27 protein-coding genes and 1 riboswitch are annotated in these 26761 nt (G+C 72.7%); of the genes, 12 read left to right on the top strand and 15 right to left on the bottom strand.

The annotated features are described in order from the left end of the window. Positions 1-32 precede the first annotated feature (32 nt). From DEI96_RS07240 to DEI96_RS07230, 3 genes are all read right to left on the bottom strand, one after another. Entirely contained in the window at positions 33-1109 is a 1077-nt protein-coding gene (locus tag DEI96_RS07240; RefSeq protein ID WP_111023730.1) for a winged helix DNA-binding domain-containing protein, read from the bottom strand. Beyond that, positions 1106-1852 (bottom strand): phosphotransferase enzyme family protein, encoded by a 747-nt coding sequence (locus DEI96_RS07235; protein WP_181440539.1) that lies wholly within the window; start codon positions 1850-1852, stop codon positions 1106-1108. Before DEI96_RS07235 ends, DEI96_RS07240 begins: the two co-directional genes overlap by 4 nt. Positions 1853-1957: 105 nt before the next feature. After that, positions 1958-2740, bottom strand: a complete 783-nt coding sequence (locus DEI96_RS07230) for an NUDIX domain-containing protein (RefSeq protein ID WP_502866294.1) — start codon at positions 2738-2740, stop codon at positions 1958-1960. 207 nt (positions 2741-2947) lie between these two features. Continuing rightward, positions 2948-3043, top strand: a riboswitch (TPP riboswitch). On the opposite strand from DEI96_RS07230, the gene thiM reads away from it, so the two are divergent. The 3 genes from thiM to thiD all read left to right on the top strand — a co-directional run bounded on the left by thiM (position 3032) and on the right by thiD (position 6260). Continuing rightward, a complete protein-coding gene (gene thiM, locus DEI96_RS07225) occupies positions 3032-3898 on the top strand; it encodes a hydroxyethylthiazole kinase (RefSeq protein WP_181440540.1) in 867 nt (288 codons plus the stop codon). (Overlaps the previous riboswitch by 12 nt.) After that, positions 3895-4644: a thiamine phosphate synthase gene (thiE, locus tag DEI96_RS07220; RefSeq protein WP_111023739.1), complete on the top strand. Its 750-nt coding sequence runs from the start codon at positions 3895-3897 to the stop codon at positions 4642-4644. The genes thiM and thiE overlap by 4 nt, the downstream gene beginning before the upstream one ends. Beyond that, positions 4641-6260, top strand: coding sequence for a bifunctional hydroxymethylpyrimidine kinase/phosphomethylpyrimidine kinase (gene thiD / locus DEI96_RS07215; protein ID WP_111023742.1), 1620 nt, complete (start codon positions 4641-4643; stop codon positions 6258-6260). Before thiE ends, thiD begins: the two co-directional genes overlap by 4 nt. Before the next feature lie 106 nt (positions 6261-6366). Here the strand turns inward: thiD and DEI96_RS07210 are convergent, their stop codons facing one another. The 4 genes from DEI96_RS07210 to DEI96_RS07195 form a co-directional block, all read right to left on the bottom strand. Next, the gene (locus DEI96_RS07210; RefSeq protein ID WP_111023745.1) at positions 6367-6876 is read right to left on the bottom strand and encodes a metallophosphoesterase family protein; all 510 of its coding nucleotides are present in this window, start codon (positions 6874-6876) and stop codon (positions 6367-6369) included. Further along, on the bottom strand, positions 6873-7343 hold the full coding sequence (locus DEI96_RS07205) for a MarR family winged helix-turn-helix transcriptional regulator (RefSeq protein WP_051596672.1): 471 nt from the start codon (positions 7341-7343) through the stop codon (positions 6873-6875). The genes DEI96_RS07210 and DEI96_RS07205 overlap by 4 nt, the downstream gene beginning before the upstream one ends. A gap of 83 nt (positions 7344-7426) precedes the next feature. Continuing rightward, positions 7427-7888 carry a VOC family protein gene (locus DEI96_RS07200; protein WP_111023748.1) on the bottom strand — a complete coding sequence of 154 codons (462 nt, stop codon included), beginning with the start codon at positions 7886-7888 and terminating at the stop codon, positions 7427-7429. Positions 7889-7909: 21 nt separating this feature from the next. After that, on the bottom strand, positions 7910-8206 hold the full coding sequence (locus DEI96_RS07195) for a GNAT family N-acetyltransferase (RefSeq protein ID WP_111023751.1): 297 nt from the start codon (positions 8204-8206) through the stop codon (positions 7910-7912). Between the two features lie 75 nt (positions 8207-8281). Here DEI96_RS07195 and DEI96_RS07190 point away from each other — a divergent pair, with 75 nt between their 5' ends. Then, the gene (locus tag DEI96_RS07190) at positions 8282-8917 is read left to right on the top strand and encodes an NADPH-dependent F420 reductase (protein WP_111023753.1); all 636 of its coding nucleotides are present in this window, start codon (positions 8282-8284) and stop codon (positions 8915-8917) included. 128 nt (positions 8918-9045) lie between these two features. Here the strand turns inward: DEI96_RS07190 and DEI96_RS07185 are convergent, their stop codons facing one another. Further along, entirely contained in the window at positions 9046-10014 is a 969-nt protein-coding gene (locus tag DEI96_RS07185) for an aldo/keto reductase (protein ID WP_111023756.1), read from the bottom strand. A 97-nt stretch (positions 10015-10111) separates the two neighbouring features. Here DEI96_RS07185 and DEI96_RS07180 point away from each other — a divergent pair, with 97 nt between their 5' ends. Next, the gene (locus DEI96_RS07180) at positions 10112-11347 is read left to right on the top strand and encodes a hypothetical protein (protein WP_146246912.1); all 1236 of its coding nucleotides are present in this window, start codon (positions 10112-10114) and stop codon (positions 11345-11347) included. Between the two features lie 12 nt (positions 11348-11359). Here the strand turns inward: DEI96_RS07180 and DEI96_RS07175 are convergent, their stop codons facing one another. Next, positions 11360-12217: a LysR substrate-binding domain-containing protein gene (locus DEI96_RS07175; protein ID WP_111023761.1), complete on the bottom strand. Its 858-nt coding sequence runs from the start codon at positions 12215-12217 to the stop codon at positions 11360-11362. Positions 12218-12353: 136 nt separating this feature from the next. Here DEI96_RS07175 and DEI96_RS07170 point away from each other — a divergent pair, with 136 nt between their 5' ends. After that, complete coding sequence (locus tag DEI96_RS07170; protein WP_111023764.1) at positions 12354-13676, top strand: MFS transporter; 1323 nt, start codon at positions 12354-12356, stop codon at positions 13674-13676. A 191-nt stretch (positions 13677-13867) separates the two neighbouring features. Here DEI96_RS07170 and DEI96_RS07165 read toward each other — a convergent pair whose 3' ends face one another. Beyond that, a complete protein-coding gene (locus tag DEI96_RS07165; protein ID WP_111023933.1) occupies positions 13868-14515 on the bottom strand; it encodes an NAD(P)-dependent oxidoreductase in 648 nt (215 codons plus the stop codon). Between the two features lie 108 nt (positions 14516-14623). Here DEI96_RS07165 and DEI96_RS07160 point away from each other — a divergent pair, with 108 nt between their 5' ends. After that, entirely contained in the window at positions 14624-14986 is a 363-nt protein-coding gene (locus DEI96_RS07160) for a winged helix-turn-helix transcriptional regulator (RefSeq protein ID WP_071247254.1), read from the top strand. A 50-nt stretch (positions 14987-15036) separates the two neighbouring features. After that, on the top strand, positions 15037-16068 hold the full coding sequence (locus DEI96_RS07155) for an NADPH:quinone reductase (protein WP_111023767.1): 1032 nt from the start codon (positions 15037-15039) through the stop codon (positions 16066-16068). Positions 16069-16165: 97 nt separating this feature from the next. Here DEI96_RS07155 and DEI96_RS07150 read toward each other — a convergent pair whose 3' ends face one another. Both DEI96_RS07150 and DEI96_RS07145 read right to left on the bottom strand, forming a co-directional pair. Continuing rightward, positions 16166-16351 (bottom strand): hypothetical protein, encoded by a 186-nt coding sequence (locus DEI96_RS07150; protein WP_027465208.1) that lies wholly within the window; start codon positions 16349-16351, stop codon positions 16166-16168. Positions 16352-16392: 41 nt separating this feature from the next. Further along, positions 16393-17202, bottom strand: a complete 810-nt coding sequence (locus tag DEI96_RS07145; RefSeq protein WP_111236062.1) for a GAF domain-containing protein — start codon at positions 17200-17202, stop codon at positions 16393-16395. Positions 17203-17315: 113 nt separating this feature from the next. On the opposite strand from DEI96_RS07145, the gene DEI96_RS07140 reads away from it, so the two are divergent. Together DEI96_RS07140 and DEI96_RS07135 are read left to right on the top strand one after the other, a co-directional pair. Next, the gene (locus tag DEI96_RS07140) at positions 17316-18212 is read left to right on the top strand and encodes a patatin-like phospholipase family protein (protein ID WP_111023770.1); all 897 of its coding nucleotides are present in this window, start codon (positions 17316-17318) and stop codon (positions 18210-18212) included. Beyond that, positions 18209-20287 (top strand): S9 family peptidase, encoded by a 2079-nt coding sequence (locus tag DEI96_RS07135; RefSeq protein WP_111023774.1) that lies wholly within the window; start codon positions 18209-18211, stop codon positions 20285-20287. Before DEI96_RS07140 ends, DEI96_RS07135 begins: the two co-directional genes overlap by 4 nt. 21 nt (positions 20288-20308) lie before the next feature. Here the strand turns inward: DEI96_RS07135 and DEI96_RS07130 are convergent, their stop codons facing one another. Further along, positions 20309-21490, bottom strand: coding sequence for an acyl-CoA dehydrogenase family protein (locus DEI96_RS07130; RefSeq protein WP_071405382.1), 1182 nt, complete (start codon positions 21488-21490; stop codon positions 20309-20311). A 59-nt stretch (positions 21491-21549) separates the two neighbouring features. Here DEI96_RS07130 and DEI96_RS07125 point away from each other — a divergent pair, with 59 nt between their 5' ends. Further along, the gene (locus DEI96_RS07125; RefSeq protein WP_071247243.1) at positions 21550-22158 is read left to right on the top strand and encodes a QsdR family transcriptional regulator; all 609 of its coding nucleotides are present in this window, start codon (positions 21550-21552) and stop codon (positions 22156-22158) included. Beyond that, a complete protein-coding gene (locus DEI96_RS07120) occupies positions 22155-22598 on the top strand; it encodes an acyl-CoA thioesterase (RefSeq protein ID WP_111023777.1) in 444 nt (147 codons plus the stop codon). The genes DEI96_RS07125 and DEI96_RS07120 overlap by 4 nt, the downstream gene beginning before the upstream one ends. A gap of 5 nt (positions 22599-22603) precedes the next feature. Here the strand turns inward: DEI96_RS07120 and DEI96_RS07115 are convergent, their stop codons facing one another. Together DEI96_RS07115 and DEI96_RS07110 are read right to left on the bottom strand one after the other, a co-directional pair. Next, positions 22604-23044, bottom strand: coding sequence for a VOC family protein (locus DEI96_RS07115; protein ID WP_111023779.1), 441 nt, complete (start codon positions 23042-23044; stop codon positions 22604-22606). A gap of 224 nt (positions 23045-23268) precedes the next feature. Further along, positions 23269-26751 (bottom strand): proline dehydrogenase family protein, encoded by a 3483-nt coding sequence (locus DEI96_RS07110; RefSeq protein ID WP_111023782.1) that lies wholly within the window; start codon positions 26749-26751, stop codon positions 23269-23271. Positions 26752-26761 lie beyond the last annotated feature (10 nt).

Here is a 26761-nt window from a genome sequence, read left to right as displayed (position 1 = left end):
CAGCTTCGGCACACGGTCCGCAGGTGGTCGCGTCAGACCACCGTGGTCGCGACGGGCGCACCGAGGAACGCCGCGTACCGCGCGGCCGCCGCCTCGAGCGCGCGGACCGATGCCGCGTCGAGGGCACCGAAGGGTGTGACGGTGAGGAGGTGCCCGGCCCGGCGCTCGGTGCGCTTCCAGGTGCCGACGACGCGACCGCGGACGACGGCCATCGGCAGGAACATGCCGTTGGCCCCGGGGACGACCCGGTCCGCGTGGGCGGGGTCGAGCTGCGCGGACCGGTCGGCGTACCCGAGCAGGTACTCGTCGAAGCCGGGGAGCAGGTGCCCCGTGGGGACGCGCGCGGCTGCCGGCCGGTCGGCGACGTCGAGGAGCCCGTCGCCGAGGTCCTCGACCGCGTCCCCCGCCGCGGCCCGGGCTCGGCGGAGGTCACCGAGCGGCAGCTTCGTCCAGCTCGCGGCGTCGGCCTCGGTCGCGGGGCCACGGCCACGCAGGTACCCGAGCAGGACCCGGCGGAGGGCTTCGTCGCGGTCCGGCAGCTCAGCGGTGGCGGGTGCCCACTCGTCGAGCAGCACGAGCCCCTGCCCGACGCGGGCGGTGGGACCCCACGCGACGAGGCCTTCCTGCGCGAGCTGCAGGACCAGGTGGTAGCCGCGACCTCCGGACGGGTCGATGCCCGCAGCGCGGTACGCCGCGAACAGGTCGTCCCGGACCAGCGCGCGACCACCGCCCATGGCCGCGATCGTCGCGCCACGGGCCCGGCCGAGCAGGGCGTCGTCGATGCCGAGCTCAGCGGCGCGTCGGGCGATCGTGCGGAGCGTCCGTTCGGCGGTGAGCGAGAGCAGCAGGCGGAGGTCGTCGGGGCGCAGGGCGTGCAGGGTGCCGCGCATCGGCCACGAGCGGACGAGTTCCCCGCGGTCGAAGGCCTCACGGACGTCGTCCCGCTTCGATCCGGGAGCGCGGACCCCGATGGCCCAGAGCACCTGGCCGAGGTCCTGCCCCTGCACCGCCAGCATCCGCGCGACGACCTCGGTGGGTCGCAGTCCGGGTGCCGCGATGCCCTGCGCCGCGAACCGCGCCGTGCGGAGCCGCGCGGGGCTGGTGGTCACGCGACGGCGGCGGTGACGGCGTCGGCGTGCTGCTCCAGGTAGGCGACGTCGGCGCGGTACAGGTCGGCGTGGCCGTGCTGCAGGTCGCTGACGAACTTCGGGTTGCCGGCGGCGGCCTCGTGCTCGATCGTCGTGACCAGGGCGACGAGGGACGCGATCATCGTCTCGGCCAGGACGCTGCGGGAGCGGTCGTCGAGGGCGTAGGCGCGGCAGAACTCGGCGGCCCGTGCGAGCCGCTCGTCGAGGTCGGGGGCGGTCGATCCCTCGACGGCGCCGGTGGTGAACGGTGCGAACCGGTAGACGGCACTCGCGACGTCCCAGACGCGGGGGCCGGGGTGGGCGGTGTCGAAGTCGATCAGGCCGACGGCGGCGATGCCGTCGTAGACGCAGTTGTACGGGGCGAAGTCGCCGTGCACGATCGTCTCGACGGGGGCACGGTCGGCCTGCGACCAGAGGTCGTCGGCGGCGCTGCGCGGGAAGCTGGCGGCGGCGTCGTGGAACTGGCGGAGCAGTCGGGCGCTGGTGACGAGGGCGGCCTCGCTGGCGATGTCCTCGGTCCAGGGGTACTCGCCCGCGACACCGGGGACGAACGAGACCGTCTCGAGGGTGTCACCGAGGGCGATCGGCTCCGGGGCTGCGACGAACCCCTGCTCGTGCAGGTGGGCGAGCAGCCGGTGCACCGTGGGGGTCCACGGCCCGGCGGGGCGGTGGACTCGGTCGTCGGCCCTGGTGATGCGCTCCAAGGGGAACCTCCTGCGTGTTGCGTCTCCGTTGACGGAGGGCCAGCGTACCGGCAGGGACCGACCGCTGCTCGGTGACCATCCGGAACGCGGCGGTCCGGATGGCGGCTACAGCTGGTCGCGCAACCAGGACGGCCCGTGGACGATCGCGCCGAGGGCCTCGACGCGGTCGCGGAGCTCGCGGTCGGCCGTCACGACGACGACCGGCCCGTCGCCGGCCTGCACCGCGGCCCGCGCGGACGCGACGATGGCATCGTCGCCGGAGGCCGGAGCACGGACGACGTCGACAGCGGCGGTGGCGGCGCCGAGGTCCGCACCAGGACCGCCCACGTCCGCAGCGGCCCGGGCCTCCCCCTCGAGCACCACGGTCCACCGCGGCCACCACCGTGCGAACGGCAGGTCGAGCAACGATGCGCCGACCCCGCCCGCGGCGAGCGCCGACACCTGTGCCAGCAGGCGCGATGCGGCGCCGGTTCGGTCCTTCCACCAGCCGTCGGGCACGCTGCCCACGACGTTCGCCGCGTCGACGACGACGTGCGGGGTGGTCGCGATCGTGGCGCGGAGCGCCGGCCACGACCTGCCGAAGCCGGGGTGCAGGGGCAGGTCGTCGACCTGGTCGATCGGGATCCACGACAGGGCGAGGCTCTCGCGGTCGGCGATGACGGGTTCGAAGGGCCGGGAGGCGCGCCCCACGACGGTCGTGTAGGTCCAGAAGCCCAGGTCGAGCAGTGCCGTGTGGCGCAGGGCGATCGCGTCGTCGGGGACGCCGGCCTCTTCGGCGGATTCGCGGAGGGCGGCGGTCACCGCTGCTTCGCCCTGGTGCCGTGCGCCGCCGGGGATGCCCCAGGTGCCGCCGTGGTGGCTCCACTCGACGCGGTGCTGCAGGAGCACGCGGCCGGCGCCGTCGTCGACGAGCAGGCCGGCGGCGCCGAAGCGTCCCCACGCCTTGGTGCCGTCGGGACCGACCGCCCAGGCGTCGCCGGGGTCGCGGGGGCCGGGTGGGGGCCCGGGGGGGCGTTGCGTCTGGCACGGTCCAACCCTGGCACACGGTGCCCGGAGCGGGCCTCGAAGTGGTCACCGGGCGTCGTGTACGGTGTCGCTCGAGACACGGGGTGCCGCATCCAGCGGCTGAGATCACACCCGTCGAACCTGCTCGAGCTCGTACTCGCGAAGGGATCGTCCATGGAGACCGCTGCGCCCTCCCCTGCCTGGGCCCACCGAACCGCCGAACTGCTCGAGGCCGTGCGTGCCCGGGCGCCGCTGGTGCAGTGCATCACGAACACCGTCGTGCAGAACGTCACGGCGAACGTGCTGCTCGCACTCGGGGCCTCGCCCGCGATGGTCGACGTGCCGACCGAGGCGGGGCCGTTCGCCCGCGTCGCCGATGCCCTGCTGGTGAACACCGGTACCCCGCACGCCGAGCCGCGGGTCGCCGCGCTCGAGGCCGTGCACGCCGCCCGGGACGCGGGCACTCCGTGGGTCCTCGACCCGGTGGCGGTCGGCTCGCTGCCGGTGCGCACCGCCCTGGCGCGGGACCTGCTCGCGCTGCACCCGACGGTGCTGCGGGGCAACGCCTCCGAGGTGCTCGCCCTGCTCGGCGACTCGGCCGGTGGCCGCGGTGTCGACAGCACCGTGGGCACGGAGGACGCCCGGGTCGCGTCCGTCACTGCTTCGGACGGGAGGCTCGTGGCCGCGGTGGCCGTGTCGGGTGCGGTCGACCTGCTGGTCGCGCCGGGCATCGGTGTGGTCCGGGTGGCGAACGGGACCGACCTGCTCACGCGGATCACCGGTGGTGGGTGTGCGCTCGGCGCGGTCGTCGCCGCGTTCACGTCGGTCGCGCCGGAGGACGCGGGCGCCGCTGCCGTCGCCGCCACCGCCGTCCACACGATCGCCGCGGAGATCGCGGCGCGGGACGCCGGTGGGCCAGGGACCTTCCAGCCGCTGTTCCTCGACCGGTTGGCGTCGCTGACTCCGGAGGACGTCGTCCGCGAGGCCCGGATCACGGTCGAGACGGCTCCTGCGGTCGACACCCGGGCGGTGCCGGCATGAGCGGGCTGCAGTCCGCCGGGTTCGGCGTCTACCTGGTGACCGACGGCGCCCTGGCCGACCGGCACGGCATCGGGGTGCTCGGGGTCGTCCGCGCCGCCGTGCACGCCGGGGTCCGGATCGTGCAGGTGCGGGACAAGGACGCCTCCGCGCGTGACCTGCTCGCGCTGACCGCGGCCGTCGCCGACGCCGTCGGGGACCGTGCGACGGTGGTGGTCGACGACCGGCTCGACGTCGCCCTCGCCGCACGGCACGCGGGACACCGGGTGGCGGGCGTGCACCTCGGCCAGTCCGACGTCCCCGTGACCGCTGCCCGTGCCCTGCTCGGAGCGGACGCCCACGTCGGCCTCACCGCGAACACGCTCGCGCACCTGGCTGCCGTCGAGCGACTCCCCCGCGGCACCGTGGACCTGCTCGGCGTCGGGGTCGTGCACCCCACGGCGACGAAGGCGGACCACCCGCCGGCCCTGGGCCACGACGGGTTCGCCCGGCTGGCCGCCGCGACCGACGTGCCGTGCGTGGCGATCGGCGGGGTGACCCTCGACGATGTCGGACCGCTCCGGGATGCCGGTGCCGCGGGGGTGGCGATCGTGTCGGGGATCTGTGCCGCGGCCGACCCCGGATCCGCGGCGGCGGCCTACGTGGCCGCGTGGGGCCCTGGACCCGGCCACGGGACGGAGGCGAGGCCGTCAGGTGCTGGCGATCCGTCCCTCCAGGCCGACGTCACGCACCACGGGGCGGACGCATGAGCGTCCCACGGGTGCTGAGCATCGCCGGGACCGACCCGACGGGCGGGGCCGGGATGCAGGCGGACCTCAAGGCGATCGCCGCGCACGACGGGTACGGGATGGGGGTCGTGACGGCGCTCGTCGCGCAGAACACGCACGGGGTGCGGTCGGTGCACGTGCCGGACGTCGGGTTCCTGCGGGAGCAGCTCGACGCGGTGTCGGACGACGTCGTGGTCGACGCGGTGAAGATCGGGATGCTCGGTACCGCCGACGTCGTGCGGGTCGTGACGGACTGGCTGCGGGAGCACCGGCCGCCGGTGGTCGTCGTCGACCCGGTGATGGTGGCGACGAGCGGGGACCGGCTGCTCGACGAGGACGCGGCCGCGGCCATGGGGGCGCTGTTCTCGCTCGCCGACCTGGTGACGCCGAACCGGGCCGAGCTCGTGGTGCTGGCGGAGCTGGCCGGGTCCGGTGCGGCTGGTTCCGGTTCGTCTGCATCGACGTCGGGTTCGCCGCTGGATGCCGCGCATGCCGTGGCGGCGCGGTGGGACGTCCTGGTGCTGGCGAAGGGTGGGCACGACGAGGGGCCGACCTCGGACGACGTGCTCGTGGCACCGGACGGCACCGTGCGGGTGTTCACCGGCCCCCGGGTCGCGACGACGAACACGCACGGCACCGGATGCTCGCTCTCCAGTGCGATCGCGACGCTCGCCGCGCGGCACGGCGACTGGGAACTCGCGGTCGGTGTGGCGAAGGAGTGGCTGACGGCGGCGCTGCGCGGAGCCGACGCGCTGTCGGTCGGGAGCGGCAACGGCCCGGTCGACCACGGGGCGCAGACGCGGGCAGCCCTGCCGGCGCTGTCGTACACGGACGTGTGGTGGGCGGATGCGGCATCGGTGCTGCAGGAGACGATCGACTGCGCGTTCCTGGTGGGACTCCGGGACGGGACGCTCGAGCCCGAGGTGTTCGCGGGCTACCTGGCGCAGGACGTCCACTACCTGCGGGCGTACGAGCGGCACCTGGCGGCGCTCGGGGTCGGTGCTGGTGCTGGCGCTGCTGCTGGCGCTGGCGCCGGCGCTGGCGCTGGTGATGCTGCTGCGTTCTGGGCGGCGGCTGCGCAGGGGTGCGCCGACGAGGCCCGCGACCTGCACCACCGTCGGCTGGCCGGCTCGCACGCCGACGATCCCGTGCACCCCACGTGCGCCGGGTACCTCGCACACCTGCAGGAGGCTGCCGACTCCGGCTCCCGTGCGGTGCTCGCCGCCGCGGTGCTGCCGTGCTTCCGGGTCTACGCCTGGGTCGGGTCGCAGCTCGGGGTGGCTCCGGACGGGCACGCCTTCGCGGACTGGATCACGGCGTACGGGGACCCGGGGTTCGCGGCGTCGAGCGCCGAGGCGACCCGGCTCGTCGAGGAGGCAGCCCGTGCTGCGACACCCGACGAGCGGGGGCGGATGGCGCGGGCGTTCCGGCGTTCGGCGGAGTGGGAGCTCGCGTTCTTCCGGATGCCGACGGCAGGGGCTGCTGGTGCCGGGGCCACCGCGGCTGCGGGCGGCGCGGTCACGGCGGGCGGTGCGGTCGGTGCCACCGTGGCTAGGGGCGGTGCGGTCAGTGGCGCCGAAGCGACACTGCTGCGCTGACGGCGGTCGAACACCCCGCGAAAGCGACAGATGTCCGGAGAAGTTCCGCGGGGATCTGTCGCTTTCGGGAACGGGGCGCGCCGACGGCTGCGGCGGGCGACCGGGGCTAGCGGGCGACCGGCGGGAGCCGCACCAGTTCGACGGACAGGTCGGTGCCGTTGACCGTGCCGCGCATCCACGTGTGGTCGGGCTGGCGACGACGATCGGTCGGCGAACCGGGGTTGAGCAGGCGCATCCCCGACGGCGCCACGGTGTCCCACGGGATGTGTGAGTGCCCGAAGACGAGCACGTCGGTGTCCGGGTACTCGGCGTCCATCCGCCGCTCCCGACCGGTCGACGCCCCGGTCTCGTGCACCAGGGCGAAGCGCAGGTCCTCGACACCGAACCGGGCGACGAGCGGCAGCCGGTCATCGAACTCCGGACCGTCGTTGTTGCCCTGCACACCCTCGAACCGGCGGGACCGCGCCTGCACGGCGTCCAGGGTGGCCAGGTCGACCCAGTCCCCCGCGTGCACCACGAGGTCGGCCGCGTCGACGTCGGCCCACAGCCCGGGCGGCAGGTCCTTCGCGCGCTTCGGCAGGTGCGTGTCGGACAGCAGGACGAACGACGTCGTCACGACTCGGTGGGTGCCGGCATCGGGAGCCCGGCCTCGTCCGAGGCACCGAGGCGCTCCAGCAGCCCGGCGAGCAGCGCGATGTCGTCGTCCGACCAGTCGGCGAGCCGTTCGTCGAGCGCGTCGCGGTGCAGCTGCACCGACCGCTCGAGCGCTGCGCGGCCGGCGTCGGTCGCCTCGAGCGGCTTCGCGTTGCCGCTGCCGCCGTCGGTCGTCCGCACCAGCCCGGTCGCGAGGAGCCCGGACAGCTGCCGCGAGATCGTCGACCGGTTCAGCCGCAGGTAGCGGGCGATGTCGATGGCCATGCAGCCCGGGTGCTGGACGACGAAGTCGACGAGGGACTGGTCGACGACGCTCAACACCTGGTCGGAGCCGCGGGCCCGGATGCTCGCCCGACGGGTGATGCGGGCGAGCTCGGTGTACGCCCGGCTGATGTCGCTGTTGCGGACCCTCGAACTCGGGTGGTCCATGGTGGCTCCAGCCTGTCTGTGCCGGCGCCGGCCGGCGGTCTTCTCGTCCGGTCACACTACCGGCGGGTCCGCGTGGAGTGGGGTCAGTGACCGGAGGCCGCGGCCTGCAGCGCGGGGATGTCCAGCTTGACCATCTGCATCATGGCCTCGAACACGCGGGCGTTGGCCTCCGGGTCACCCGATCCGCTCATCAGGTCCCCCAGCATCGACGGGGTCACCTGCCACGCCAGACCCCAGCGGTCGGTCAACCAGCCGCACGCCATCGGGCTCCCGCCGTCGGCGAGCAGTGCGTCCCACAGCCGGTCGAGCTCGTCCTGCGTGTCCACGTCGATCTGGAACGAGACCGCGTCGGTGTGCGGGTGCCCGGGGCCGCCGTTCATCGCGCGGTACGGGGCGCCGAGCAACGTGAACTCCACGACGAGGGCACGGCCGTCGGGCATCCGGCTGACGCTGTCGACGCGGCTGTCGGGGAACAGTCCGACGTAGTACTCGGCCGCTTGCTCGGCCTGGTCGTCGTACCAGAGGAACGGGGTGATGGTGGGCACGGGAGCCCCTTCGTTCGGTGCTCAGTCCGCGGCGCTGCGGCTGAGCAGGTCGGCTTTCTCGGGGTGTTCGTCGAACCACTTGCCGACGAACCAGCACATCGGGACGATGCGTTTCGTGGTCGACGACTCGACGTCGGCGACGGCGTACTCGACGAGTTGCGCCGCGTAGCCGTGGCCGCGGTGCTTCGGGACCGTGTACGTGTGCGGGAACGCCACCGCGTCACCGTTCACCCGGTAGTCGAGCACGCTCACGAGCTCGCCGCCGACGTACATCGCGTAGCGGTCCTGGTCGGTCTCGTCGCGGAACTCGGGGTCCATGCCGCCATCATGCTCCCGGCGGGGCGTTCGCGCCCCCGGGGAATGCACGACGGCGGGCAGCGTTGCAGGGACACCATGACAACCATCGGAATCATCGGCGCCGGCAACATCGGATCCCAGCTCGCTCGACTCGCGGTACGGAACGGCCACCAGGTCGTCATCGCGAACTCCCGCGGCCCGGAGACCCTGACCGACCTGGTCACGGAACTCGGCGACGGCGCACGCGCGGCGACCCGCGACGAGGCAGCCGCAGCGGGCGAGATCGTCGTCGTGACGGTGCCGCTCGCCGCGATCGAGACGATCCCCGTCGAGCCCCTCCTCGGCAAGGTCGTCATCGACACGAACAACTACTACTGGGAGCGCGACGGCCACATCGCCGCCCTCGACGACCAGTCCACGACCACCGCCGAGATGCTGCAGGACCACCTGCCCGGCGCCCGTGTCGTGAAGGCGTTCAACCACATCGGCGCCGACGACCTGACCGGCCACGCGACGCCGACCGGGACCCCTGATCGTCGGGCCCTCGTCATCGCCGGCGACGACGACTCCGCCAAGCAGACCGTCACCGAGCTCATCGACGCGTTCGGCTTCGACGTCGTCGACGCCGGGCCGCTCGCCGAGGGCTGGCGCATCCAGCGGGACACCCCCGGCTACGGCCCGCGGATGACCGCCGCCGAGCTGCGCGACGCCTTGGCCGCCGCGACGCGCTAGTCCGCAGCACCGGACCGGCGCTGGCGCCGCACCGCCACCGTTTCGCGCTGAGCGACACCTCACGGACTCCGCAGCCCGTGACCTGTCGCTCAGCGCGAAACAACTCGGCGCGGAACGAGCGCGCCCGCTCAGGCCCGGTCGAAGATCGTCGTCATGTCGGCGATGTCGTCCTCGGTCGGCGCCCAGGTGGTCCCGGCCTCGACGTTCTGCGTGATCTGCTCCGGCTTCGTCGCCCCCGCGATGACGCTCGACAGCCCCGGCTGCGCCAGGAGCCACGCGAACGTCGCCTGCAGCATCGTCACGCCCCGGTCGTCACAGAACCGCTGGTAGTCGTCGAGCACGTCCCACGGGGCGTCCTCGAGCACCTGCGGCTTCGAGGTGGTCAGCCGTCCGTCGGCCGGACCGCCCGCCTTCGTGTACTTGCCGGTGAGCAGCCCGTTGTACAGCGGGAAGAACGGCAGGAACCCGAGCGCGTACGCCCGCACGGCCGGCAGTACCTCGGCCTCGGCGTCCCGGGCGAGCGGGCTGTACTCGTTCTGCGCGGACACGAACGCGGTGGTGCCGGCGATCGACGCCGTGAGTTCGGCCTCGGCGATCTGCCACCCCGCGAAGTTCGAGTGCCCGACGTACCGGATCTTGCCCTCGCGGACCAGGTCGTCGAGGACCGACAGGGTCTCCTCGATCGGCGTCACCTCGTCGGGCCGGTGCATCTGGTACAGGTCGATCCAGTCCGTGCCGAGGCGGCGGAGCGACGACTCGACCGCGAGCCGCACGTACCGGCGGGACCCGCGGACGCCCCAGTCCGGCCCGTTCGCGCCCTGCATGTCCATGCCGAATTTCGTGGCGAGGACGATCTCGTCGCGGCGGCCACGGATCGAGCGTCCGAGCATCTCCTCGGACATGCCCGGCACGCCGCCGTAGATGTCCGCGGTGTCGAAGAGCGTCACCCCGGCGTCCAGGGCCGCGGCGACGACGGCGTCGGTGCCCTCCTGCGACTCGGACGCGGTTCCCCGCCGCCCGAAGTTGTTGCAGCCGAGGCCGACGGTGGAGACGACGAGCCCCGAGGGACCCAGGGGACGGTGTTCGATTCCGGTCATCACCCGAACGTACCGGCGACCCCGAACTGGGGCTGCGATCCACACAGCGGTTGCCGCTACAACTGAGCATGGATCAGTCGACGGAAGGAGCGCCGCAGTGGCAGCGCATCGCATGCCCGAATCGGACCGGCCCCGTCGGCCCGTCCCGGCCTGGGTGACCGCGCCGCCCGTCGACGAGGTCGCGCCCGAACGGGTCGCCGCCGCCGGTCACGTGAACGCCTCCGGCCCGGAGGCCCGCCCCACCCCCGCCTCGTCACGCGCCGCCCACGCGGCGCCGGTCCCACCGACCACGGTCGCCTCGGCCGGGACCGTGCCCGCCGCGGACGCACCCGCGCTCGCACCGACCGCCGAGCCCGCGTCGATCGCCGCCCTGGTCGAGGCCGACGCCCCCGTGCCCGACTTCCCGCCGCAGCAAGACCTGCTGCTCCCGGCCCCGACGTCACCGAACGTGCACACCGTGCCGTTCGAGACCCCCGCGGTGCCGCCGTCGTCGGTCGTCCCCGCCTCCGGGCTCGTGGTGCCGGTCTCCCCGGTCGCCCCCGCACCCGCCTCGGCGGACGCGACACCGCTCGTCGCACCGCTCACCACCCCCTCGCCGGTGGACTCCCCGGCACCGCCGACCGCCGCACCCGCGGTGCCCGTCGCCGGACAGCCCCGGTTCTCGGTGCCCGGCCTCGAACACGTGGTCGTCGAGGGCACCGAACCCGAGCCCGTCGGCCCGATCGGCTACCGGACGCCCCGACGCTTCGCCCACCAGCAGGCCGCCGCACGGTCGGCCGCACCCGCTCTCGCTCCCGCAGCTGCACGGTCGTTCGACGCCGTGCTGCACGCCGTGCCCACCACCGCCGCTCCCGGCGGCCCCGCCGTCGCGACTCGGAACGCCGACGCGACCACGGCCTTGGTCGCACCCACCACGGTGCCGCAGGGTGCCGGCGGGGGCGAGGCGGGCCTCCCGACCGAACTGCTCGACCAGCCTGTGACCGTAGCCGCAGCGCCGGAGCCACGCCGTGCGCTCGGCGCGACCGCCGGCGCGGTGCTCGGTGCCGTCGCCGGGATCGCGACGATCGGTCTGGCGGCCTGGTGGTTCACCGCTCCCGCGACCGTGCACGGCGTCGGCGTGGTGCTCGGGCTGCTCGCGCTGGTGCTCTCGATCGTGACGCTGCGCGACCGGACGGCCACCTGGCAGCGGCCGGTCGCGCTGCTCGGCGCCGTGCTCGGTGGCGTCGGCACGGTCGTGCTGCTGTGGGCGGTCGCGGCGGCGCTGCTGCCGCTCGCGGGCGTGACGCTGCCGGACGTCACCGGCACCGGCACGACCCCGACGCTCGCCCCGTAGCGCGGCGAGCGCTCAGACGGCGCGGACGACCCCGCGGGACAGGATCGCGTTCGTCAGTGCGTCGATCGGCTCACGCTGCACCGTCGGGTTCGCGATGAGGACGTAGTCCACCGCCGGCAGGTCCGGCAGCCCGAGCCGCTGCGACACCTTCACCAGGTCGGCCGGGATCAGCGAGTGCGGGAACACCGCGACGCCGATGCCCGCGCGCACCGCGGCGAGCACCCCGTTGACGTCGCGGGTGTTGCAGGTGATCCGCCAGGTGCGGCCGGCTGCCTCGAGGGCGTCGATCGCCATCTGCCGGCTGATGCTCGGCGCCTGGTACGCGATGAGCGGGACGGGTTCGCCGGGTTCCAGGGCGATGCCGTCCTGCGCCATCCACACCATCTGGTCGGTGGCGACCCTGGTGCCCTCGGCGGACTCCCCCGCCGTCTGCTTGATGAACACCAGGTCGAGCTGGCCGGCGTGCACCCGGCGGAGCAGCGGTGCCGACTGGTTCACCGTGAGCTCGAGGTTCACCTGCGGGTGCAGCCGTCGGAAGTCCCGCAGGATCCGCGGCAGCTGGGTGATGGCGAGGTCGTCCGCCGCCCCGAACCGCAGCCGCCCGCGGGTGGCCGCGCCGGAGAAGTAGGCGTCGGCGGTGGCGTGCGCGGCGAGGATCATCCGTGCGAACCCGGCCATCGCGTCCCCGTTGTCGGTCAGGGCGACGCCGCGGGTGTCCCGGGCGACCAGGGTGCGCGCCACCGCGGTCTCCAGGCGCCGGACGTGCTGCGACACCGTCGGCTGGCTGATGCCGAGCCGGGTCCCGGCCTGCGTGAAGCTGCCGGTCTCCGCCACGGCCAGGAACGTCTGCAACAGGACCGGATCGAGCACGTCGCGCCTTCCGTCGGTGCGACCTCATTCGACATCGCAATGGAGTGATAGCCACCATAGGGGTATCGAATGGGCCCGCGCCACGTAGTTTCGTTGGGGTACCAGATCCACACCGACGTCCGGAGAACCCCGCACCGTGAGCGCGTCACCGACGACCCTCCCCCCGCCCACCGAACCGCTCCCGATCCAGGCCACGCGACCGCCGTGGCGCCACACGCTCATCGCCCTGTCCGTGCCGAACTTCCGGCTGTTCACGGCGACGAACCTGGTGGCGATGACGGCCGGCTGGATGCAGCGCATCGCGCAGGACTGGCTCGTGCTGCAGCTGACCGGGTCGGTCGCGCAGGTCGGCATCACGGTCGCCTGCCAGTTCGCGCCGATGCTGCTGTTCGGACTGCTCGGCGGCGTCCTGGTCGACCGGTTCTCGAAGCGCGCGCTCATGATGATCACGCAGGGCGCCTTCGCGGTGCTGTCCGCGCTGCTCGCCGTCCTGACGCTCGCCGGCGTCGTCGAGGCGTGGCACATCTGGGTGATCGCCTTCCTGGTCGGCATGGTCACCGTGATCGACAACCCGGCACGGCAGGTGTTCGTCACCGAGATCGTCGGGCACAAGCACCTGCGGAACGCCATCAGCGTGAACTCGTCGGTGTTCCAGCTGGGCGGCATGATCGGCCCGGCGCTGTCCGGGGCACTGCTCGTCGCGGTCGGCGCGGGGTGGTCGTTCGGGGTGAACGCGATCGCCTGCGTCGCCGTCGTCGTGACGCTCGGGTTCCTGAAGGTCTCCGAACTGCACCGCACGCCACCGGCACCCCGCGGCAAGGGCCAGCTCGTGGAGGGCCTCCGCTACGCCGTGCACAAGCCGACGATCATCGTGCCGGTGATCCTCGTGGCGTTCTTCTCGGTGTTCGCGCTGACCATGCCCGTGCTGCTGTCCGCCTTCGCGTCACAGGTCTACGACGTCGGCGCCGGCGGCTACGGGGTGTTCAACTCCGCCGTGGCGATCGGCGCCCTGGTCGGTGCACTGCTCTCCACCCGGAGGGCCGTCGTCCGGCTCCGCACCATCGTCGGCGGGGTGTTCTGGACAGGCCTGCTGCTCGTCGTCTCGGGGTCGATCCCGGCGATCGCACCGTTCACCGTCGCGCTGGTTGCTGTCGGGATGTCGCAGCTGCTGTTCCAGACCGCGTCGAACTCGCTCGTGCAGCTGTCGTCGAACGTGGCGATCCGCGGACGGGTGATGTCGCTCTACGTCCTCGTGCTGCTCGGCGGGCAGGCGATCGGCGGGCCACTGATGGGCCAGATCGTCGACCGCTTCGGTGCACACGTGGGGATGATGGTCGCCGGAGGCGTGCCGGCCGCGGCCGCCGCCGTGATCGCGCTCGTGCTCGCCCGCCGGGGCGGCCTGCACCTGGCGGTGCGGATGCGCCACCACCTGCCGGTGCCGGCGATCGTCGCGCACTGACGCTGGGCCCTGGCGGTGATCACCCGCCGGCCTGGAGGCCCGTGGCGGCCCCGCCCCGCGCCTCCCGTCCGCCCGTTGGTCGCGCCGGGCGGTACGGGCGTGGCGGGGTTGCGCACAACCGAAATCGCCCGGAGCCGCGCGTTGGCGTGGTTCCGGGCGATCCTGGTTGTGCGGAGCGGGGTCGAACCGCCTCAGTAGGCGACGCCGAAACGCGTCTGGTGGTGCGCCGGGGTGACGATCTCGTCGACGAACGCGATCGCGTAGTCGGCGCCGGAGATGTCCGAGTTGCCCTCGGCGTCGGCGAGCAGGACCTCGTCCGAGGCGCGGTAGCTGCCGCGACGCTCGCCCGGGTTGTAGCTGCCGAAGGCCGCGGCGGGGCTCACGTAGAACCAGTCGACCTCGGTGTCCGACGCACGGAGGGCGTCGAGGATCTGCGCGTGGCTCTTCGCCTCGCCCTTGAAGGCGTCCGGGAAGCCGTCGGTGTCGAAGAGGCGGGGGCCGTCCTCGGACACGCGCATCGAGCCGGCACCGCCGACGATGCCGAGCCGCGCACCGGCTGCAGCGGCGGCGTCGACGAAGTGCTGGAACTTGTCCTTCAGCTCGCTGCCGTCGGCCTGCACGGCGTGGAGCGAGACGATGACGACGTCGGCACCCTTGGTGACCTCGGACACGAAGTCGGCGTCGAAGGCGTCACCCTGCGCCAGGGTGAGGCCCTCGGCCGGCGCGAGCTTGCTCGTGTCGCGGGCGACCGCGGTGACGGCGATGCCGCGGGAGAGCGCCTCGTGGGTGATGGCGGAGCCGGCGTAGCCGGTGCCTCCGAAGACGACGATGTTGGTCATGGTGTTCCCTTCGTGGACGTGCTGGGCGTCGGTGACGTTGACAGTCACCGTACAAGAGTTACTCTCTTTGAGTAAGTAGGCACCTGGCGGTGCGTTGCGGAGGAGACCATGTCAGCACTCGAGTACAGCCCCTACGCGGCGGACTGCCCCAGCCGGCAGCTGCTCGACCGCATCGGCGACCGGTGGAGCGTGCTGACGATCGGCGCCCTCGCCGACGGTCCCGCACGGTACTCGGCCGTGGCGGCCCGGGTGCAGGGGGTCTCGCAGAAGATGCTCACCCAGACGCTGCGGGCCCTCGAGCGTGACGGCATGGTGACACGGACGGTCTTCCCCGAGATCCCGCCGCACGTGGAGTACGAACTGACCGAACTCGGGCGGTCGCTGCGCACGGTGCTCGTGCCGCTGGAGGACTGGGCCACCTCGCACATGCCCGACGTCGCCGAGGCGCGCGAGGGGTACGACGCGCGCTGAGCGACCCCGCACTCGGAATCCCCGACGGCGACGAGTGGTTGCCTGGGGACATGCGATCGATCGTCTACACGAAGCCCGGTGCCAGCAGCGTCCTCGAACTCGTCGAGCGGGAGATCCCGGAGCCCGGTGCCGGTGAGGTCCGCGTCCGCGTCGTCGTCTCCGGCGTCAACCCGACCGACTGGAAGGCCCGCGCCGGCGGCACGTACGGCGACGGACTGCCCTTCCCCGAGATCACGCCGAACCAGGACGGCGCCGGTGTCGTCGACGCCGTCGGCCCCGGAGTCGACGGGCTGACCGTCGGTGACCGCGTCTGGCTGTTCATGGCTGCGGCGTCACGGCCGACCGGCACGGCACAGGAGTACACGGTCGTGCCCGAGTCGCGCGTGGTCCCGCTGCCCGACGGTGTCTCGTTCGACGTCGGCGCCTCGCTCGGCGTCCCCGCGATGACGGCGCACCGAGCGCTCACCACCCACGAGGACGGCCCCGCACGTCTAGGCCCCGGAGCCCTCGACGGCTTCACCGTGCTCGTCGCCGGCGGCGCCGGTGCCGTGGGGCACGCCGCGATCCAGCTCGCCCGCTGGGCCGGAGCGACCGTCATCACGACGATCAGCTCGGACGCGAAGGCAGCCCTCGCCACGGCGGCCGGCGCCCACCACGTCGTGAACTACCGCGAGGAGGACGCCGCCGAGCGCATCCGGGCGATCGCGCCGGACGGTGTCGACATCGTCGTCGAGGTGTCGATCCCGCAGAACGCCGCGCTGGTCGCCGACGTGCTGGCGAACCACGGTGTCGTGTCGATCTACGCGAACAACGGCGGCGACGAGGCGAGCCTGCCGATCCGCCCGAACATGAGCGTGAACGCCCGCTACCAGTTCCTGCTGCTCTACACGATCGGCGACGAGGCGCTGTCCGCGGCGGCCGAGGACGTCACCGAGGCGCTGCACGACGGTGTGCTGCCGGTCGGCGAGGACGCCGGGCTCCCGCTCACCCGCTTCGCACTCGGGCAGACCACCCAGGCGCACGACGCGGTGGAGCAGGACACGGTCGGCAAGGTGCTCATCGACGTGACCGAGGCGCCGTAGCTGCGGCGCCGGCTCCGGCTCCGGCTCGGGCTCGGCAGACGACGAACGGCTCCCACGCACGCGTGGGAGCCGTTCGTCGTGGACGTTGCGGGAGGGGTCAGCGACCCAGACGCGCGGCGATCGCTGCGGTGACCCGGAGCCGGGCTGCAACGCGCTCGCGTTCGATGTTGGCGGCGATGACGTCGAGGTCTTCGTAGTCGGCGTCAGTGGTCGTGTCGTTCCAGTTCGGCGAGGAGATCCGGGCACGCCCGAACGACGGCGGAGCAGGGTTCACGGTCGTCATGGGGGCATCGTACGTCGAGCGTCCGACAGAGCGTGTGAGCATCACGGGCCTTTCCTTGGATTGCGGTCGCGCTCGGGGAACGAGTAGGTCAACGAGAACGCGACGGCCATGAACGACGCCATCATCGCGATGTTCTTGGCGTCGAGTTCGGTGAAGGCGTCGGGGACCGGAGAGTCGACGGTGAGCATGCCGAACGAGTACTGGTCGGACCGGATCACCACCGAGACGTACGAGGTGTACCGCGGCTCGAAGCCCGGCAGGTCCTGGTCGACGTCGACGTCGGCCGAGCGGTCGCCGACGATCCGGGGCGATCCCCCGACCAGCACCCACTCGAGGTTGCGGTCGCCGTAGGGCGTGCCCGCCCGGAAGACCCCGGCGGTGTCGCCGGCCCCACCGTGACCGATCGGCTCGAGCGCCCGCAGATCGGTGGACAGCTGGTACACGTTGGCGCGGACGTCGGGCACCTTCGGCAGCAGGTAGAACGCCAGGGCCACGGCGACGCGGTCGGCGACGACCGAGAGTTCGCCGTGGCGATCGGACCGGGGCAGCTCGGTGAACCGGACGAGCCGGGTGGCGATCTGGCCGAACGCGTACCGGACCGCCGTCGACTGCTCGAGCTCCGCCGCGGTGGCGTTGTCCTCGGCCACCGACCGGGCGGCGTCGCTGCGCCGGGTCCGGACGACCTGCACGGTCACGGCGCCCACGAGCACGACGAGCCCGAACGCGACGAGCGACAGCCGGACCGCCGGCGTGACGAACAGGTTCGGCAGCTGGAACGCCGCGGTGGGCGCAGCAGCCACCACGATCGGCCACACGACCGTGCCGACCCGTCCTGAACGCTGTTGCCCCATGACCACGACGCTAGGTCACGCCACCGACGCGGACGGAGTTGTCCACAGGCGGGTTCTCCACAGGACGCACCGGCCTCCACCGGCCCGTCGCACGCAGCTGGTAAGCAGGACCCATGACCGACGCCAGCACGCCCGTTCCCGGATCCAGAGCCCTCGTCCTCGGTGGCGGAGGTGTCGCCGGAATCGCGTGGGAAGTCGGCGTCCTCGTCGCCCTGCAGGAAGCCGGCGTCGACCTCGACGCCGCTGACCTCGTCGTCGGCACCAGCGCCGGCAGCGTCGTCGGCGCGTTCGTCCGGAGCGGTGCCGTCCAGCAGGCCTACGACCAGCAGCACACCCCGGCGCCGACCACCTACCAAGAGCCGGCCCCCATCGACGTCGAGGCCGTGCAGCAGCACATCGGCGCAGCGCTGCAGGGCGCGACCGGCGAGCAGGACGCCCGGGCTCGACTCGGTCAGGCCGCCCAGCAGGTCGTCGGCGGACAGAGCGACGACGAGCGCACGGCGACCTTCGGCGAGACCCTCCCGTCCACCGAATGGCCGGCGAAGCCGCTCGCCGTCACCGCGGTCGACGCCACCGACGGCACCTTCCGCCTGCTGACGGCAGCCGACGGCGTGCCGCTCCCCCGCGCGGTCGCGGCCAGCTGCTCGGTGCCCTTCGTCTGGACACCGGTCGCCATCGACGGCCGCCCGTACGTCGACGGTGGCGTCCGCTCGGGCACCAACGCCGACGCCGCCGCCGGGTACGAGCGGGTGCTCGTCATCGCCTGCGGGCCCGAGGGCCCGTCACCGTGCGGGCCCTGGCTCGACGTCGCCGTCGAGGCCCTGCGCGCCGGCGGTTCGTCGGTCGAGGTCGTGGTGGCGGACAGCGCCTCCCAGCAGGCCTTCGGCACGAACTCGCTCTCGCTCGCCACCCAGGCACCGTCGGCCGAGGCCGGCCACGCCCAGGGCACCGCGGTCGCCGAGCAGGTCGCCGCCTTCTGGGCCGAGGACCTGGCGAGCGTGCACGCATGAGCACCCCGTTCTCCGACCTCGACCAGTACGTCGCGCTCCCCCGCGTCGACGGCATCGACATCAGCCCTGACGGCACCCGCGTCGCACTGACGGTCAGTGCACTCGACCCGGACGGCACCGGGTACCGCCGGTCGATCTGGCAGGTACCAGCAGCACCGGCCGAGGACGCGGACGCGGACGACACCGGCACACCCGCCGCAGGCCCGGTCCGCTTCACGCGCTCCGGCAAGGGCGAGGGCGGCATCGCCTTCACCCGCACCGGCGACCTGCTCTTCGTCTCCACCCGGCCCGACGCCGACGCCACCGACCTCGAGGCCGCCCAGCTCTGGGTGCTGCCCGCGACCGGTGGTGAGGCCCGTCCGCTCACCCGCCTGGCCGGGGGCGTCGGTGGGGTCCTGGCCACCGCGGCCTCGTCGGACGTCGTCGCGCTGACGGCCGACCTGCTGCCGGGAGCCGGCTCCGACCCCGCGACGGTGCTCGAGGCCGACGCGGAGCTCCGGAAGACCCGGAAGGACAAGCAGGTCCGCGCGATCCTGCACGAGACCTACCCGGTGCGGTACTGGGACCACGACCTCGGGCCGGCCCAGACGCACGTCCTGACGCTCGACACGGCCGGCAGCGACGCCGGCGGCGCCAGCGCCAGCGCCAGCGACGACTCCGTCCAGCCCGTCGACCGCACACCGGCCCCCGGCCGCTCGCTCGACCACGTCAGCGGGGCGCTCACGCCCGACGGCTCGGTCCTGCTGGTATCCGTCGGCGTCCGGGAGGCCCGTGGGGACCGCTCGACGCTCGTCACCATCGACCTGTCCAGCGGCCACCGCACGGTGCTGTTCGACGACGTCGACGTCGACCACGAGATGCCGGCGCTCAGCCACGACGGCAGGACGATCGCCTGGGTCCGCACCGTCCGATCCACCCCGGCCGGCGCGAACCAGCAGGAGGTCTGGGTCGCCGGCATCGACGGCTCCGACGCCCGCCGCGTCGCGACCGACTGGGACCGCTGGCCGAGCGAGCTCGTGTTCGAACACGGCGACCGCGCGCTCCTGGCGGTCGCCGACCAGGACGGCCGCGCGCCGGTCTTCCGCATCCCCCTCGACGGCGGCGCCGTCGAGCAGCTGACGCACGACGACTGGGCGTACTCGAGCCTGCGCGTGGCGGCGGCGACGGGCGTGGTCGTGGCGCTCCGGGCCTCCTGGGCGGCCCCGCTGCACCCGGTGCGGATCGCGGCGGACGGCACGGTGACCCCGTTGGCGACTCCGGCGCCCCTGCCGGACGTGCCCGCCCACCTGGAAGAGGTCGAGACGACCGCAGCCGACGGCGCCCGCGTGCGCGGCTGGCTCGTCGTGCCCGAGGGTGAGGGGCCGCACCCGCTCGTCCTGTGGATCCACGGCGGACCCCTCAACTCGTGGAACCAGTGGTCCTGGCGCTGGAACCCGATGCTGCTCGCAGCCCGGGGCTACGCCGTCCTGCTGCCGGACCCCGCGCTGTCCACCGGGTACGGTCTCGACTTCGTGAACCGTGGCTGGAACGCCTGGGGCCAGGCGCCGTACACCGACCTGATGGCGATCACCGACGTGGTCGAGGCGCGGGCGGACATCGACGCGACCCGCACCGCCGCGATGGGCGGGTCGTTCGGCGGGTACATGGCGAACTGGGTCGCCGGGCACACCGACCGGTTCCGCGCGATCGTCACCCACGCGAGCCTGTGGGCGCTCGACCAGTTCAACGGCACGACGGACTCGTCGCAGTACTGGTCGTCGATCTTCGACGCCGACGGGATCGCGGCGAACGACCCGCACCGGTTCGTGGATGACATCACGTCACCGATGCTCGTCATCCACGGCGACAAGGACTACCGGGTGCCGATCGGCGAGGGGCTGCGGCTCTGGTCCGAGCTCGCGGAGCACCACGCGGCACCGGACGGCTCGATGCCGCACCGGTTCCTGTACTTCCCGGACGAGAACCACTGGGTGCTCGCTCCGCAGCACGCGGTGGTCTGGTACGAGACGGTGTTCGCGTTCCTCGGGCAGCACGTGCTCGACCAGGAGTGGGAGCGCCCGGCGCTGCTCGGGTAGCGCGGCGGGCCGGGCTGGCCGCTAGACGAACGCGGCCTGCCCGGTGATCGCCCGTCCGACGATCAGGGTGTTGACCTCGCGCGTGCCCTCGTACGAGTAGATCGCCTCGGCATCGGCGAAGAACCGGGCCACGCCCTTGTCGAGCACGATGCCGTTGCCGCCCTGCACCTCGCGGCACCAGGCGACGGTCTCCCGCATCTTCGCGGTGGCGAACGCCTTGGCCATCGCCGAGTGCTCGTCCCCACCGACCCCGGCGTCCTGCATGGCCGAGGCCTGCGTGCACAGTGCGATCGAGGCCGTGATGTTCGACAGCGACTTGACGAGCAGGTCCTGCACGAGCTGGTGGGCGGCGATCGGCTTGCCGAACTGGATCCGCTCGCGGGCGTAGGCGAGCGCGGCCTCGTACGCCCCGACCGCGATGCCGACGGCCTGCCAGGCGACCTCGGTGCGGGTCAGTCGGAGCACCTCGGCGGTCGAGCGGAACGACGTCGCGTTCTGCAGCCGGCGCGACTCGGGCACCCGGACGTCCTGCATGACGATGTCGGCGTTCTGCACGCCGCGCAGCGCGATCTTGTCCTCGATCTTCGTCGCGGTGAAGCCCGCGGTGTCGGTGGTGACGAGGAAGCCCTTGACCTGACCGTCGGCGACGTCCTTCGCCCAGATCACGACGACGTCGGCGAAGGTGGCGTTGCCGATCCAGCGCTTCTCGCCGTCGAGCACCCACTCGTCGCCCTCGCGCCGGGCGGTGGTGCGCAGACCCTTCGCGGAGTCGCTGCCCGAGTACGGCTCGGTGAGCCCGAACGCCCCGACGATCTCACCCGCGGCCATACGGGGCAGCCACTCGCGCTGCTGCTCGTCGCTGCCGGCGACCGCGATCGAGTTCATCGCCAGGCCGGACTGCACGCCGATGAAGGTGGCGACGCTCGCGTCCACGCGTCCGAGTTCGAGGGCCGCCCACCCGCGGTACACGGCCGAGTTCTCGAACTGCCGCACGAGCGGGACGCCCGGCCCGTACATGCCGAGCTCGGCGAGCGGCGCGATGACCTGCATCGGGAACTCGGCGCGCGCCCAGTACGCGTCGGCGATGGGCGCGACCTCGCGCTCGAGGTACTGCCGGAGCTGCCCGAGCGATGCGCGCTCCTGCTCGGTGAGCTGTTGCTGGAAGCCGTAGAAGTCCGATTCGAGCAGGGGCGTCGCGGGCATCGTCGTTGACATGGGAACCACGATGCATCATTCTCGAAAACGTTGCAAGAGAGGATCGCGTGTACACATCGGACTCTGCGCTGCGCGCCTTCCGGGAGGCCCGTCACACCTTCATCGCCGGCTCACGGATCGACATGGGGGCGTTGGCTGCCGCACTCGGCGTCGACCGCACGTCGCTGTTCCGGTGGGTCGGCAACCGTGACCGGTTGCTGTCCGAGATCCTGTGGTCCCTCGCAGTCCCGACCCTCGACGGAGCCACCCACGCCGCCGACGAGATCGGGGCGACCGGAGCAGCCCGGCTCGTCGTCGTGCTCGACCGGTTCACCGCCGACCTGATCGACGCCCCGTACTTCCGGGCGTTCCTGACGCGCGAACCCGCTCGGGCGATGCGTCTGCTCACCACCTCGGACAGCGACGTGCAGAGCCGGTTCGTCGCCCGGGTCACCGCACTCATCGAGCAGCAGGAGTCGTCCGGTACGTTCGATCCGGCACCGTTGTCGGCTGAGGAGCTCGCACGGCTGCTCGTCCGGATCTCCGAGTCGTTCACCTACGCCGAGTTCATCTCCGGTGAGACCCCTGATCCCGACCGGGCACGTGCGGCGTTCGAGTACGTCCTGCGGCCCGACGCGGTGCACGCCACACCCGCACCACCGATCGGAGACCGATGACCATCGACGAGTACCCGTTCCGCCGCTCGTACCCCACCAGGTGGAACGACAACGACATGTTCGGGCACGTCAACAACACGATCTACTACTCGGCGATGGACAACGCGTCGACGTACTGGTTCCGCGAGGTCGCCGGGCTCGACCCGTTCTCGTCGGAGTGGATCGCCGTGCTGGTGTCGTCGAGCTGCCGGTTCGTCGAGTCCGCCGTCTGGCCGGACGTCATCGAGGTCGGGATGCGCTCGAAGCACCTCGGCACCACGAGTCTGTCGTGGGAGTTCGGCCTGTTCCGCCAGTCCGACGGCGCCCTGCTCGCCACCGGTGAGTTCGTGCACGTCATCATCGACCGCGAGGGCGCCCGCCGACCGATCCCGCTGCCCACCGAGCTCCGCGCGCTCGTGACCGGCTCGATGGTCGCGCAGCAGGCCGCCGTCGCCGACTGACGACCTCAGCCCTTCAGTGCAGCCAGCTCGAGGTTGATGTCGTCAGGGTCCTGCACGGACAGGATCACCATGCCGGCGTCGCCGAGGTCGGTGACCTCGCCGTGCTCGACACCCGCGGCATCGAGTCGGGCGGCCGCCTCGTGCAGCTCGTCGACCGAACCCACGACGAAGCTCACGTGGTCGAGGCCGACGGTGTCCGGGTTGAACGTCTGCCCCGCGGGAGCGACCGGACGGAGCCCGAACACCTGGTCACCGAGCCGGAACACCGATCCGCCGTAGAAACGCTCGCGGTCCTCGCGGACACCCGGCTCGTCGACCTGGTCGCTGAAGTCGATCGCCGGATCCGTGCCGAGCAGCTGCTGGTAGAAGGCCTTGCTCCGGTGGATGTCGGTCACGGTGACACGGACGTGGGCCAGGGCGGTCGGGCGTGCGAACGGCTCGGTCATGGTGGAGCTCCTCAGGGGTTGCGCGCCGTGGTTGCGACGCGCACCCGAGGCAACGCTCGGTCCCTCCAAAGCACCCGAGGGCGTGCGGCGACCGGACAGCCCCGTGGACGACGTTCCGCACGCCGCTCAACCGAAGTGCCCCCGAACCACGCGATCGCGCGGTTCGGGGGCACTTCGGCTGTGCAAGCGGCGCTGGACCCGAACGCCAGCGCCGCAGTCCGGGGTCAGATCAGGTCGTCGGTCAGGTGGTTCGGCGTGCCGAAACGGTGTGCCGTGATCGACACCGCCTGCTCGCGGACGAACGGCAGGATCTCGAGCCGCCCGGCCTCGGTCACCGGGCCGCCGTAGACCGCGACGTCCGGACGACCACCGACGGCCGAGTACAGCGCCGAGGTGTCACCGCCGATGAGCCGCACCCGGGTCGACGGACCCGAGGCGACCGAGCTCGCGAAGGCCGCGTCGGACACCGTCTGCGACAGCGAGTGGACGATCGGCAGCGAACGGATCGCCGCTGCGACGGACGACGGCAGCGTCGCGGCCGTGGAGACCTCGATCGTCGTCCCGGCACGGAGCGCAGCGGCGACGACGCGGACGAGCTCGACCACGGAGGCGTCAGCGTCCGCGTCCGATTCGGCGACCGCGGCCAGCCGCACCTGCACCGACGGGAACGGCAGGTACCGGGCGATGTTCCGCTCGGCGGAGAGCGCCGAGACGTCGGTCGCGGTGCCGAACAGCGTCGACCACGCCTGCTCGTCGGACGCCAGCGCACGGTCGAGCACCGGCGAAGCGACCTCGGCAGCCCGGGCGAACGCCGAGACCGGACCCGACACGGCGACACCGGACGCAGCGACCGCCGGTGCCGGCGTCCACGACCCGAGCCCGAGCAGGTAGTTCAACCCACCGGCCTTCGTGCCGGCGCCGACCGCCGACTTCTTCCACCCGCCGAACGGCTGGCGGCGGACGATGGCGCCCGTGATGCCGCGGTTGACGTAGAGGTTGCCCGCCTGGATCCGCGTCAGCCACGTGCCGATCTCGGCCGGGTCGAGCGAGTGCAGGCCCGAGGTCAGGCCGTAGTCGACCTCGTTCACGATGTCGATCGCCTCGTCGAGCGAGTCCGCGGTCATCATGCCGAGGATCGGGCCGAAGTACTCGGTGCGGTGGAACTCCGAGCCGCGGCGGACGCCCTGTCGGACACCCGGGCTCCAGAGCTTGCCGGTCTCGTCGAGCTGCTTCGGCTCGACGGCCCAGGACTCCCCCGCGCCGAGCTTCGTCAGGCCGTCGAGCAGCTTGCCCGAGGCCGGCTCGATGACGGGCCCCATCTGCGTCGCGGCGTCGGTCGGGTAGCCCACCGTGAGCGAGGCCACCGCGTCGAGCAGCTGGTTCCGGAAGCGCTTCGACTTCGCGACCGAGCCGACCATGACGACGAGGGACGCGGCCGAGCACTTCTGACCGGCGTGCCCGAACGCGGACGCGACGACGTCCTTCACGGCAAGGTCGAGGTCGGACGACGGTGTGACGATCACGGCGTTCTTGCCCGAGGTCTCGGCGAGCAGCGGCAGGTCGGGGCGGAACGAACGGAAGAGCTCGGCCGTCTCGTACGCACCGGTGAGGATGACCTGGTCGACCATCGGCGACGCGATGAGCTGCTGCCCGAGGTCGTTCTCCGACACCTGCAGGAACGCGAGCACGTCGGCCGGGGCCCCGTGGGCGTCGAGCGCGGTCTCGATGATCGAGGCGAGCACGGCGCCGGACCGCTCGGCGGGCGGCGCGGGCTTCAGCACGACGGCCGACCCGGCCGCCAGCGCAGCGAGGGTCGATCCGGCGGGGATCGCGACCGGGAAGTTCCACGGCGGTGCGACCAGGGTCAGCGCCGCGGGCGTGAAGGTCGCACCGTCGACGTCGTCGAGCGAGGACGCCAGGGTGCCGTAGAAGTGCGCGAAGTCGATCGCCTCGGACACCTCGGGGTCGGCCTGGTCGATGGTCTTGCCGGTCTCCGACGCCATGACCTCGATGAGGGCGGCACGGTTCGCCTCGAGTGCGTCGCCGACGGCGTGCAGCACGGCGCCACGTGCACCACCGGACCAGGTCCCCCAGACCGCACCGGCGGCCTTGGCGCGACCGAGCGCGGTGTCGAGCCCCGTGGCGGAGTCGACACGGGCCTCCTGGACGGCGCGGACGCCGAGCGTCGACGAGGCGACCCGTGCGGTGATGGCGTCGCCCCAGGCGCGGACGGCGCCGACCGACGGGTCGCTGTCCGGGGTGTTCTCGAAGTGGCCGGGGCCGGGGCGGCCGACGGCGGCGTAGCGGTCGGCGACACGGTGGGACGCCGGCGCTTCGAGGCCCTCGGGCGTCGCGAGCGGCACCAGGGAGGCGCGGAAGCGCTCCTCTTCGCGGGCGAACAGCGGCGGCGAGGACACCAGCGAGAAGACCGCGGACATGAAGTTGTCCTGCGACGCACCCTCTTCGAGACGGCGGATCAGGTAGGCGATCGCGACGTCGAACTCGCCCGGGTGCACGACCGGCGTGTAGAGCAGGAGCGAACCGACGGTGTTCTTCACGGCGGACGCCTGGCCCTGCGCCATGCCGAGCAGCATCTCGAACTCGATGCCGTCCCGCACGCCGCGCTCACCGGCGAGCAGCCAGGCGTGCGCGACGTCGAACAGGTTGTGCCCGGCGACACCGACGCGGACGTTCTCGACGCGCGACGGGGTGAGCGCCCAGTCGAGCACGCGCTTGTAGTTGGTGTCCGAGTCCTGCTTGGTGTGCCAGGTGGCGAGCGGCCAACCGTGGACCGAGGCCTCGACCTGCTCCATCGGCAGGTTCGCGCCCTTCACCAGACGGACCTTGATGCCGGCACCACCACGAGCGCGGCGGGCGGCGGACCACTCCTGCAGCTCCTGCATCGCGGCGAGCGCGTCGGGCAGGTACGCCTGCAGCACGATGCCGGCTTCGAGGCCGAGGAACTCGGGCTCGTCGAGGAGCTTCGTGAAGACCGCGATGGTGAGGTCGAGGTCCTTGTACTCTTCCATGTCGAGGTTGATGAACTTGGCCGGGGTGGCGGCTGCGGCACGCTGGAAGAGCGGTCGGAGCTGCTCGACGATGTCGTCCACCGCGTGGCCGAACGCCCACGGCGAGTGCGGGTGCACGGTCGAGGACACCTTGATGGAGACGTAGTCGACGTCGTCGCGGGCCAGGAGCTTGTGCGTGCCCTCGAGTCGGCGGGCGGCTTCGCGCTCCCCCAGGACGGCTTCGCCGAGCAGGTTGACGTTGAGGCGGACGCCGTCGCGCTTGATGCCGGCGATGGCCGGGCCGAGCTTGGAGTCGGTGGCGTCGACGATGAGGTGGCCGACCATGTTGCGGAGGACCCGTCGGGCGATGGGGACGACGACGTTCGGCAGCATCGGGGCCATGCCGCCGCCGAGCCGGACGAGTCCGCGGAGCGCGGCGGGCAGGAACCCGGGGGCGTCCGGGGCGATCTGGCGGAGCTTGCGTGCGGCGACGGCGAGGTCTTCCGGGCGCACGACCCCGTCGACGAACCCGACGGCGAAGTCGAGTCCGGCGGGGTCGGCGAGCACGCCGGCGAGCTGCTTCGCGGAGCCGTCGACCGGGCAGGTCTCGGCCTCGGCGAGCCACTGTCGGACGAGCGCGACGGACTGGTCCGCCAGGGCGTCGTGGTCGATGGCGGAGTCCTCGTGCAGCGTCGTCATGGGTTCAGTG

Source organism: Curtobacterium sp. MCLR17_031 (assembly GCF_003234775.2).
Taxonomy (GTDB): Bacteria; Actinomycetota; Actinomycetes; order Actinomycetales; family Microbacteriaceae; genus Curtobacterium; species Curtobacterium flaccumfaciens.
This window is presented reverse-complemented; position numbering and strand designations above follow the sequence as displayed.

Coding starts and splice junctions, on each gene's coding strand:
- thiM (WP_181440540.1), top strand. CDS start 3,032: ATGGAGACCGCTGCGCCCTCCCCTGCCTGGGCCCACCGAACCGCCGAA.
- thiE (WP_111023739.1), top strand. CDS start 3,895: ATGAGCGGGCTGCAGTCCGCCGGGTTCGGCGTCTACCTGGTGACCGAC.
- thiD (WP_111023742.1), top strand. CDS start 4,641: ATGAGCGTCCCACGGGTGCTGAGCATCGCCGGGACCGACCCGACGGGC.
- DEI96_RS07205 (WP_051596672.1), bottom strand. CDS start 7,343: ATGGACCACCCGAGTTCGAGGGTCCGCAACAGCGACATCAGCCGGGCG.
- DEI96_RS07195 (WP_111023751.1), bottom strand. CDS start 8,206: ATGGACCCCGAGTTCCGCGACGAGACCGACCAGGACCGCTACGCGATG.
- DEI96_RS07190 (WP_111023753.1), top strand. CDS start 8,282: ATGACAACCATCGGAATCATCGGCGCCGGCAACATCGGATCCCAGCTC.
- DEI96_RS07185 (WP_111023756.1), bottom strand. CDS start 10,014: ATGACCGGAATCGAACACCGTCCCCTGGGTCCCTCGGGGCTCGTCGTC.
- DEI96_RS07165 (WP_111023933.1), bottom strand. CDS start 14,515: ATGACCAACATCGTCGTCTTCGGAGGCACCGGCTACGCCGGCTCCGCC.
- DEI96_RS07160 (WP_071247254.1), top strand. CDS start 14,624: ATGTCAGCACTCGAGTACAGCCCCTACGCGGCGGACTGCCCCAGCCGG.
- DEI96_RS07155 (WP_111023767.1), top strand. CDS start 15,037: ATGCGATCGATCGTCTACACGAAGCCCGGTGCCAGCAGCGTCCTCGAA.
- DEI96_RS07150 (WP_027465208.1), bottom strand. CDS start 16,351: ATGACGACCGTGAACCCTGCTCCGCCGTCGTTCGGGCGTGCCCGGATC.
- DEI96_RS07145 (WP_111236062.1), bottom strand. CDS start 17,202: ATGGGGCAACAGCGTTCAGGACGGGTCGGCACGGTCGTGTGGCCGATC.
- DEI96_RS07140 (WP_111023770.1), top strand. CDS start 17,316: ATGACCGACGCCAGCACGCCCGTTCCCGGATCCAGAGCCCTCGTCCTC.
- DEI96_RS07135 (WP_111023774.1), top strand. CDS start 18,209: ATGAGCACCCCGTTCTCCGACCTCGACCAGTACGTCGCGCTCCCCCGC.
- DEI96_RS07130 (WP_071405382.1), bottom strand. CDS start 21,490: ATGCCCGCGACGCCCCTGCTCGAATCGGACTTCTACGGCTTCCAGCAA.
- DEI96_RS07120 (WP_111023777.1), top strand. CDS start 22,155: ATGACCATCGACGAGTACCCGTTCCGCCGCTCGTACCCCACCAGGTGG.
- DEI96_RS07115 (WP_111023779.1), bottom strand. CDS start 23,044: ATGACCGAGCCGTTCGCACGCCCGACCGCCCTGGCCCACGTCCGTGTC.
- DEI96_RS07110 (WP_111023782.1), bottom strand. CDS start 26,751: ATGACGACGCTGCACGAGGACTCCGCCATCGACCACGACGCCCTGGCG.